Source organism: Pseudomonas sp. NFACC24-1, from assembly GCF_900115235.1.
In the GTDB taxonomy this organism is placed as follows: domain Bacteria; phylum Pseudomonadota; class Gammaproteobacteria; order Pseudomonadales; family Pseudomonadaceae; genus Aquipseudomonas; species Aquipseudomonas fluorescens_AA.
Genome location: NZ_FOVS01000081.1, coordinates 1 through 2279, shown reverse-complemented (window position 1 = coordinate 2279; position 2279 = coordinate 1). Strand labels below are relative to the sequence as shown.

The 2279-nt window shown below is 64.2% G+C and carries 1 protein-coding gene; it reads right to left on the bottom strand.

The genetic code is table 11. The features are described from left to right. Positions 1-2279 (bottom strand): condensation domain-containing protein (locus tag BM317_RS29570; RefSeq protein WP_139236105.1); only part of this gene is annotated, 2279 nt, incomplete at both ends.

The following is a 2279-nucleotide window of genomic DNA, read 5'->3' as shown; positions in this document are numbered from 1 at the left end:
TTGAGCAACGGCGCCCAGACATCCAGGGTACTGGCATCGAACGCCGGGTTGGAAGCAAACGCCACCCGATCCCGGGCGTTGAAATCCGCGTAGCCGTTGTTGATCACCAAGCGGTTGATCGCCCGATGCGGCACCAGCACCCCCTTTGGTGTGCCGGTAGAACCGGAGGTGTACATGATGTAGGCAACCGCTTCGGTGCTCTGGGTCAGGTCGAGGTTATCGGCGGACTCGTCCAGCTCGACGGTATCCAGGTCGACACGCAGCATGCCTTCAGGCACGTCCATGCCAGCCAGGGTCAGCAAAACCTTCGCGCCGCTGTCTTCGACCATGAACTGCTGGCGTTCCAAAGGCGCGCTGACATCCAGCGGCATGTAGACGGCAGCGCATTTGAGCACCGCCAGTTGGCTGACCAGCAGCTCGATCGAACGCGCCAGCCCCAGTGCCACGCTGTCGCCCGGCTGTACGCCCAGGCCGACCAGATGACGGGCCAGGCGATTGGCCCGGTCGTTCAGTCCGGCGTAGGTCAGGCTGTGCTCGTCATGCACGGCCGCCAGCGCCTGGGGATTGGCCCGCACCTGCGCTTCAAACAGACCATGAACCGTCTTGTCTCGTGGATAGTCGCGTGCGGTTGCATTGAACGCGTCCAGCACCTGTTGACGTTCGGCTTGCGGCAGCACGGTCAGGTCCTGCAGACGTGAAGCAGGGCTGGACTCCAGCGCAGTGGCAAGGCTTTGCAGTGCGCGCTCCATGTAGGCGCAGACCCGTTGAGCGCCCACACCGCTCGCCGCCAGCACCGTCAAGGCGAAATCTTCACCCAGGTCGTCCACCGACAGCGTCAGCGGATAGTTGGTGCGGGCTTCCCCCCCCAGTGTCTCGATGCCCTGCCAGGCCAAGGCCTCACTCTGCGTATCCAACTCTTCACTGGAATTGCGGTAGTTCAGCAACGCGCTGAACAGCGGTATCGGCGCACTCACCCCGCTGCAGCGCTGGGCCAGCGCCAGCGAGGCGTGTTCATGCCCCAACAGCGCGGAGAGACGTCCATGAACGGCCTGGACACCCTGCCGCACGTCTTGCTGACCCACCGCCACCCGCAATGGCAAGGTATTGATGAACATCCCCAAAGCGCGATCAGCGCCCTGGCCACCCTGCATCCGGCCCATCAGCACCGTACCGAACACCACGTCAGGTGTGCCCGAGACGCATGCCAGCACCTGAGCCCACGCCAGGTGATGGAGACTGGCCGCCCCCACCCCGGACATCCGTGCCAGACGTCGCAGACGGCGGCTCAGATCGCGGTCGAGCAGCCGCCTGGCCTCCTCGATGTCATTGCCGTCGCCCTGCACCTGTTGCAAGCCGAACGGCAGCGTCGGTTCATCCACGTCGCCGAGCATGTCGCGGAAGAACGCCTCGTGCTCTTCACGACTCACACCCAGGCGTGCTTGCGCCACATAGTGACGATAAGGCACCGGCGCATCCAACTGTCCGATCTGCCCCAACAAGTGCATCCGCATCTCGTGCTGCACCACCTTGAGCGCCGTGTGATCGAGGGCGATATGGTGGAACAGCAGCAAGGCAACCCAACGCTGGTTGGGCTTGTCTTCGGCGAACGCCAGGCGCATCAGCGGTGCCTGGGTCATGTCAAGCCCATAGTGACGAGCGTCGAAACGCCGATGCAGCTGTTCAATGATGTCCCCGCCTTGCGGGTCCGGCGTGAACGCCTCCAGGCCCAACCGCGCTTCGCGCCAGACCACTTGCTGAGGCTCGTCGAGCCCCTCCCACACGATAGCGGTGCGCAAGATGTCGTGGCGATCGATGACGCCCTGCAACGCCCGAATGAAGTCGTCGAGGCGCTGCCGGTCCTGCAGGCCGAACAGGGCCTGCAAGACATAGGGATCGCCCTGCTCGGCCGAGAGGTGATGGTAGAGAATGCCTTCCTGGAGCGGTGCCACGGGATAGATTTCTTGCACGTTGCGCGCGCCACCCGGCACCGTCGCCACGATGCGGTCGATGGCATCCTGGTCCAGGCTGGTCAACGACAGCATTTGCGGCGTGATCTTCATGCAGCCGTGGGCAATGCCGTTGGCCGGCACCACGATTTCGCTGCGCCCGCCCACTGCCGCCGCCAATGCCGACAGCGTCGGTTGGCCGAACAATACACGCACGTCGGCACTCAGGCCGACTTGACGCATGCGCTCGATCAGGCTGACGGCCAACAGCGAATGACCGCCCAGCTCGAAGAACTGGTCGTGACGGCCGACCTGTTGCAGGCCCAGCAGGTC